General features: G+C 68.8%; 7 protein-coding genes. 6 read left to right on the top strand and 1 reads right to left on the bottom strand.

Annotation, left to right across the window (positions count from 1 at the left end; translation table 11 throughout):
- The 5 genes from AA75_RS51395 to AA75_RS07945 all read left to right on the top strand — a co-directional run.
- Positions 1 to 184 (top strand): hypothetical protein (locus tag AA75_RS51395; RefSeq protein WP_206743433.1); only part of this gene is annotated, 184 nt, incomplete at its 5' end.
- Positions 181 to 474, top strand: coding sequence for a DUF6009 family protein (locus AA75_RS07965; protein WP_033819106.1), 294 nt, complete (start codon positions 181 to 183; stop codon positions 472 to 474). The genes AA75_RS51395 and AA75_RS07965, both read left to right, overlap by 4 nt.
- 157 nt (positions 475 to 631) lie before the next feature.
- On the top strand, positions 632 to 1,789 hold the full coding sequence (locus AA75_RS07960; protein ID WP_051811994.1) for a family 16 glycosylhydrolase: 1,158 nt from the start codon (positions 632 to 634) through the stop codon (positions 1,787 to 1,789).
- 762 nt (positions 1,790 to 2,551) lie between these two features.
- The gene (locus tag AA75_RS07955; RefSeq protein WP_033819105.1) at positions 2,552 to 2,860 is read left to right on the top strand and encodes a hypothetical protein; all 309 of its coding nucleotides are present in this window, start codon (positions 2,552 to 2,554) and stop codon (positions 2,858 to 2,860) included.
- A 312-nt stretch (positions 2,861 to 3,172) separates the two neighbouring features.
- The gene (locus tag AA75_RS07945; RefSeq protein ID WP_051811993.1) at positions 3,173 to 4,546 is read left to right on the top strand and encodes an MFS transporter; all 1,374 of its coding nucleotides are present in this window, start codon (positions 3,173 to 3,175) and stop codon (positions 4,544 to 4,546) included.
- A 40-nt stretch (positions 4,547 to 4,586) separates the two neighbouring features.
- Here the strand turns inward: AA75_RS07945 and AA75_RS07940 are convergent, their stop codons facing one another.
- On the bottom strand, positions 4,587 to 5,240 hold the full coding sequence (locus AA75_RS07940; RefSeq protein ID WP_051811992.1) for a class F sortase: 654 nt from the start codon (positions 5,238 to 5,240) through the stop codon (positions 4,587 to 4,589).
- 223 nt (positions 5,241 to 5,463) lie between these two features.
- Here AA75_RS07940 and AA75_RS07935 point away from each other — a divergent pair, with 223 nt between their 5' ends.
- Positions 5,464 to 5,883: a hypothetical protein gene (locus AA75_RS07935; RefSeq protein ID WP_149038010.1), complete on the top strand. Its 420-nt coding sequence runs from the start codon at positions 5,464 to 5,466 to the stop codon at positions 5,881 to 5,883.
- Positions 5,884 to 6,561: the final 678 nt, after the last annotated feature.

Here is a 6,561-nt window from a genome sequence, read left to right as displayed (position 1 = left end):
AGCCAGCCAGCCAGCCAGCCAGCCAGCCAGCCAGCCAGCCTCGCGAGGCCAGGCGCTTCACCTTCGACCGCACCCCCTCGACCTTCGCCGGGACCGGCTCCAGGCCGAGCGCGGCCGCGAGCTGCCGACAGTCCATCAAATCGGCTTGCTGGCCGATCCGGATGCCGAGGAGCAGCAGGCGTGAGCGCGTTGATCGATCCGGCGGAGCTTGCCAACGAGACGGACCTCGTGTGGCTGGAGAGCATCGACCCGCTCGACTATGTCCGTCAATCCCTGGAGCGGCTACCGTCCCGCCGGGCCGGCCCGCCTACCACCGCGACGCGCGACCGCGACGAGCAGCCACAAGGCCTGTACGCCACCGGAGCGCCGTCGGAAGCCGTTGATCCGAGGACGGTGGCCCCGCGGGTAGAGGGTTACAGGACCGAGCGCTCCGAGGGCGGCTCTGCCTCCCAGCCATGCTGGAATTGGGGATGACACTTCCCAAGGGTTGAGTCCGAGGCCTCCCGGCCGGCCTTCTCCGAGCCGGACCGGCGCAGTAGGCTGGGGGGCCTCGACAAGCGACGCACCAAGTCGGCCACCTCGCGCCCGGCTAGCTGGCGCCGGGTTCCGGCAGGCCGCGGAGAGGCCAGCAGTGAAGCGCCTGGCCGTGGTCATCATCATGGTTGTCCTGGCCCTCATCGGGTCCCAGTTCGCGCTCGTGTCCACGGGTGCCGCCGCTGATGCCGGATTGTCCCAGGACGCCCTTGACCTAGGATCCGCCGCGACCGGCTCTCCGGCGAATGCACGCCTGACCGTCCATGCGGACACCTGCACCACGGTGCGCGCTCTCGGGGTTGCCGTGCGTGACGAGGCGGGCCGCCATCTTGACTATCCCGGAGCGCAGAACGACGTCCGGATCTGCCCTGAGGGGTACACCTTCGCTTCGGGCAGGCTGGCGCTGCCCCCCGGGACCTTCACCGTCTTCGGCTTCTACCGCATCGCCGGGATGTACATCAACTTGCCCCCGACGACACTCACCGTCACCGACGCATCCGCCCAGGCCACTTCGTCCCCGGCGGAGAGCGGCCCGGACGATGTGGGGTCCGGCTCCCCCGAAGACTCCGATCAGGCTGCCCCGCTGGGCATCCCCGGTTCGTGGCGGTCGGTCTTCCACGACGGATTCGACGGAACCCAGTTGGACACGTCCTCGTGGTCCACCGGCTGGCTCGCCCCAGGCATCACCGCACCTGTCCAGGCAAGCGAACGGCAGTGCTATGACCCCTCCCACGTGACAGTCGGCGATGGCAGTCTGAACCTGACCGCCGATGCAAAGGCGTCGACCTGTGCAGGAGTCGAGCGGCCCTTCACCTCCGGCATGGTCAACAGCAGCGGAAAAGCCGATTTCACCTACGGTGCCTTCGAAGCGCGCATCTACCTGCCCCCCGGAGGTGCCGGAACGATCGCCAACTGGCCCGCCTGGTGGACCGACGGTTCACGCTGGCCGCAGACTGGCGAGATAGACATCATGGAAGGCCTCGGAGGCCAGGCCTGCTGGCACTTCCACAGCCTCTCCGGCGGTCCCGGAGGATGCGCCACGGGTGACTACACCGGATGGCACACCTATGGCGCCGTATGGGAGCCAGGATCGGTCACCTACTACTACGACGGCGTTGAGACCGGTTCGGTCCCCACCTCCACCGATGCGCCGATGTACCTCATCCTCAACAACGCCGTCCAGCCATTCATCGGAGGGCCTGTCGTCACTCCGGCGACGATGAAGGTCGACTACGTGAGCGTGTGGCAGCAGTGAGAGCGTCACCACGGTCCACCGGCGGCCGAAGCGCGCGCCGCCCGAGCCCCACGGTTGCCCCGTCCGTGCCTTCGGAGCGATGCTTGAAGGTCCTTACTCGGATCAGCCGGGAGGATGGTGGAGTGGTGCGGCCGACCGTACGGATCGAACCGGTGGCAGACGGTTTCGAAGTCACATCCTCAGCTATGGGAGTCACCGCGAGTGGCCGGACGGCGACTGCCGCGTGGAGCGCGTTCATGGTAGCCGTCCAAGCCCGGTGGATTCCTCCCTCCGACGAGCAACCGGCCGACCAGGCCGACCAGGCCGGGCCGGCAGAAGGCAGAGTGGCCACCGGCGGCGGCCTGCGCTCTCACATCACCACGATCCGCAGAACCGATCTCTTCGGTTGACGGGAGCGTCTCCCCAAGAGCGGCGCCTTTCGCACCGTTTGGGACGGTAGTCTGCCGATCGTCACGACAGGACCTACTGGTGACCAGTCAGTTCCCCAGCGACCCGGTGTCCTGCCGCCAGCCGAAGCATCGACCGGCGCACTCGACCCCGGACGCTGATCCAGGGCCATGACGAACTGCGACGCCTGCTCCGCCACCCCCTCCCTTCCTCTCTGTCCACGAGTCCCCAAGCGGCGCTGTACGCGCTGTGCGCCCGTCTCGCCGGGAAGCGGTCCGACACCGCCAGCCCGCGCGCACTCGCGGCCCTCGGGTGCACCCTGCTGATCCTGGGCACCGGGTCCCTCGCCCGGCAGCTGGATCCGGGCGTCAGCCTGTGGGCATTGATGCCTTCGCTGCTCGGTCCGGTACCGGTATCGGACTGCTCTCCGCTCCGCTCGACGGCATCGCGACCCGGAGCCTCGAACTCTCGCTGATCGGTGCTGCATCAGGCGTCTTCGACACCACCCGTCAGCTCGGCGGTGCGATCGGCAGCGCCGTCACCGGCGGCCTCCTCCAGGCCCAGCTCGGAAGCACCTCCACCACCGCCACACAGGCTGCCCTGGTGTTCCCCGTGGCCATGCTCCTCGTCGGCCTTGCCTGCTGCGCGGGCGTCCGGCCGGCTCCTGGACCACGGCCTTCCTGAGTGTCCTATCGTCGGCAAACGAAATCAATCCCGACCTGTGGTGGCGGCCTGGATGTCAAGGCCTGCCGTGACACTCACGGCAGTTGTCCACAACCGGCTGCTCCGGCAGGCGTTCGTCGAGATCGACTCCTGGGACCCAGCTGACCTGCACATGCCGGACCGGTGGCCGACGAGATCCCCCGCCCTGTCGGCTGATCAGTGGGCCCGGTACCCGGACACGCCTTCGTACGGTCGAGGCATGGGCACGGGCTGAAGCCCGGACGGTGCACCTGTGCCGATACGCCGCCCACGGCAGCTTCTCTGGGGTTCACGATGTCTGCATCCGCAATCCGTCCCACCCGTTTCGCTCTGTGGGCGGTCTCCTTGGCCCTGTTCTGCGTGCAGTTGGACCTCTTCACCCTGAACCTCGCCGTGCCGAGCATGGCCGCCGACCTGCATGTCGCTCCGGCCGCCATGCAGTGGGCGGTCAGCGGATACCTGCTTGCGGCAGGCGCGCTGATGATCGCGTTCGGGCGGCTGGGCGATCTCCTGGGCCACCGCCGCGTCCTTCTGATCGGCGTCACCGTCTTCGGTGCCGCTTCCCTTGCCTGCGCACTGGTCTCGTCCGCCGGAGTTCTGGTGGCACTGCGCGTGGTCCAAGGTGCCGGCGCGGCGATGATCATGCCGGTCGGCCTCGCACTGCTCACCGACGTCTTCCCCGCCGCACAGCGTGGCCGAGCCATGGGCTTCGCATTCGCCGTGGCCGGCGTGGGCACTGCCGCGGGTCCGTTCGTCGGAGGCGCGCTGACGGAGTGGGCGGGATGGCGCTGGATCTTCCTGATCAACGTACCTTTCGCGATGGTGGCGGCGCTGCTGATACGAAAGATCCCGACGTCGGACAGGGGCAGGAAGCAGACGGTCGTCGACTGGCCCGGAGTGGCTCTGGTGACGGTCGCCGTGGCTGCTCTCATCGGAGGTGTCGACCGGAGCCACGCGTGGGGTTGGGTGTCGGCCCGGACGCTGGGCCTGTTCGCGGTCGGCGCGCTGGCTCTGGTGGCCTTCGTCGTCGTGGAGTCACGGGTCAGGCACCCGTTGATCAACCTCAGCCTGTTCCGTGACCGGAAGTACGTGATGATCACCTCGACGGGAACGGTCGCCAATGCGGCGATCGCGGTCTGTCTCGCCGTTGCCGCCCTGTACCTGCAGCAGGTGAGGCATCTGTCCCCGGTCGGGGCCGGGGTCGCCTACCTTCTGCCCGCCATAGCGATCGCCCTGATGGGACCGGTCGCGGGAAGGCTCTCGCGGCGGCGGAGCCCCCTGCGGGTGCTGGCCGCCGCTACGGCGATCGGTGGGGCGGCCCTCCTCGCCGTGGCGAGTGCTCACGGTCTTCCGTTCTACATCGTGGCGGTCGGCGTGTGTTGTGCCGCGCTTCAGCTCGGCTACTGCCTCACCACCATCGCCACGCAGTCCGTCGTCCGCCGGGAGCGGGCAGGCGAGGCGTCCGGAGTCACCCTGACCGCGATGGTCACCGGCGCGGGAGTCGGAACGGCGCTCACGGACTCGAGTCTCGCGGGAAAGGCCGTCCTCACGTCAGGTGTGCTCTCCGGTCCTCTGCTGGTCGCTGCCGTGGCGTGCCTGGGAACGGCCGGGGTTCTCGCGTTCGTTCGCAGCGGCCGGGCCAAGGGGGCCGTGGCGGGGACGCCGTAGAAGCGCCGCGCGAGGAACGGCGTACCGGAACCGGTGTCGCTCAACCTGCGTGACGGATCCCCGAATAGTGGCCGAAGACGACGACGTTCGCCGAATATCCGCCTGCGGAGGCGTGGTAGTCACCTCCGCAGGTGATCAGCCTGAGAGTGGGGGCCGGGGTCATCCCGTAGACCTCCCGTGACGGGAAGTTCTCCTTGTCGAGGAGAGTCGCCGTGTCCACGGTGTAGACCACTGTGATGCCGTCCTCCCGGAGGATGTCGACCTCGTCCCCCTTCTTGGCGGCGCCAAGGCTGAAAAACACTGCTTTGTGGCCCGGGAGTTCGCGGGAGTCGACGTGGCCGACGATGACGGTCGGCCCCGCCTGGCCGGGCGTGGAGCTTCCGTTGTACCAGGCCGGCTGGGCGGCCTGGGAAGGGGTAGGGACGGCTACGGCTCCGTCGGCGTCCAGCCCGAGGGACAGGAGCGTGGCGTGGATGCCCAGACTCGGTACGTCGATCCGTACGGGATCCGCCGAATCCAGCGACGGTGTTCCGGCAGGGGTCTCACCGCCTGACCTGATGGAGAGCGAGGGCAGCCCGGTCTGAGCCGGTTGGGGGGCTTCGGTGCGCTCGTACTCCACCGACCTGCTGGTCAGCTGGATGCCCAGGAAATAGCCGGCGCAGGCCAGCGCGGCCGCGGCGGCCCAGATCACCATGGTTGTCCCTCGCAATGGCATGGGTCAGCGATGGGTGCCGGTACGCCTGAGCCGACGGCCCAGAACGAAGAGGATGCCTCCGGCTGCCACGCACATCACAGCGACCAGGCCGGCCGTTTCGGGGGAGCCCCCTCCTGCTGCGGTGCTGCCGTCACCGGCTGCGACCGCGCCAGGAGTGCTGGCCTCAGGGGCAGTGGTCGCAGTGACGGTGGTCGTGGGGCCCGTGGCCGTTGTCGTGGCTGTTGTCGTGGCCGTCACGGTTGTCGTGACGGTGGCGGAGGCGCTGGCGGAGCGTGACGTGGACGCTGAGGAGCTGCCGCTGCCGCTCGCGGAGGAGCTGCCGCTGTTGGAGGCTGAAGGGCTGCCGCTCGCGGAGGAGCTGCCGCTGCTGGAGGCTGAAGGGCTGCCGCTCGCGGAGGAGCTGCTGCTATTGGAGGCTGAAGGGCTGACAGAGACGGAAGAGCTAGTTCCGGATGACCCGGCGCTGCTGGCCGATGCCGAGTTGCTGTCCGCCACGGGAGCGACCGCGGCTGCGGGCTCGTACGGATACCGGCCCAGGCCGGGTGACTCGCCTGAGCAGCTGGAGGCCATGTCCTCGGGCGCATCGAATCGGAAGGAGATCGGTAGCATCGCGTCGTGCTGAGGCTCCTCCCCCTCACTCGCCGAAGGACACTCGACGAGTGCGGCGGCCGACGCACCGCTCGTTGCACCCGATCCGGCGGACCCCGCGGTGAAAGCAGTGAAGGCGCAGCCCGCAGTCAGGAATACGGCACAGGTGATCATACGGATTTCCATGACTACCTCCAGGAGCTCTGCCACACCGATCACAGGCGGGGCAGGCAGGGCTCTGTTCAGTAGCGGGTTCGGCGGTCGGCCGGACCCACTCCAGCTAAAGCGATCCCGATTGGCTCCGCACCTCGGGGCTTCGCCGCCCCGATCCGCTGCACTCGGCCCGGCCGCCCCACCCCGGAACGCCTGAGCGTGGACCGGCCGTGCAGGGGCGGCCATCTCCGGAACGGACGCCCGCTGTCGACCGGCCGTTCCACGGTGCGGCAGCGGGTGCTCGGCGAAGGGCACACTTGGCATGCGCACCGTCGGGCCACCAGGCTGCGCACCGGCGGTCTGCCTGGCGGAATGGGCTTGATCTGGGCTTGATCCGCTTCGACGGACACCTCTGATCAGGGGCTTCGGCCCCGGACGAGCGCCAGGAGCCGGCCCGACTGCGGCGGGAGAACCGCCGCCTGCGCGAGGACGTCGAGGTTCTCAAGCGGGCCACGGCTCTCTTCGCGAAGGAGACCCGGTGACGGTGCACCCGTTCATC

Source organism: Kitasatospora sp. MBT63, assembly GCF_000710465.2.
GTDB lineage: Bacteria > Actinomycetota > Actinomycetes > Streptomycetales > Streptomycetaceae > Kitasatospora.
The sequence above is the reverse complement of the archived record's forward strand: the minus strand, read 5'-3'. Positions and strand labels throughout refer to the sequence as shown.

Bases quoted from the DNA above. Each gene is read 5' to 3' on its own strand.
- AA75_RS07945 (WP_051811993.1), top strand. From the start codon at position 3,173: ATGTCTGCATCCGCAATCCGTCCCACCCGTTTCGCTCTGTGGGCGGTC.
- AA75_RS07940 (WP_051811992.1), bottom strand. From the start codon at position 5,240: ATGGTGATCTGGGCCGCCGCGGCCGCGCTGGCCTGCGCCGGCTATTTC.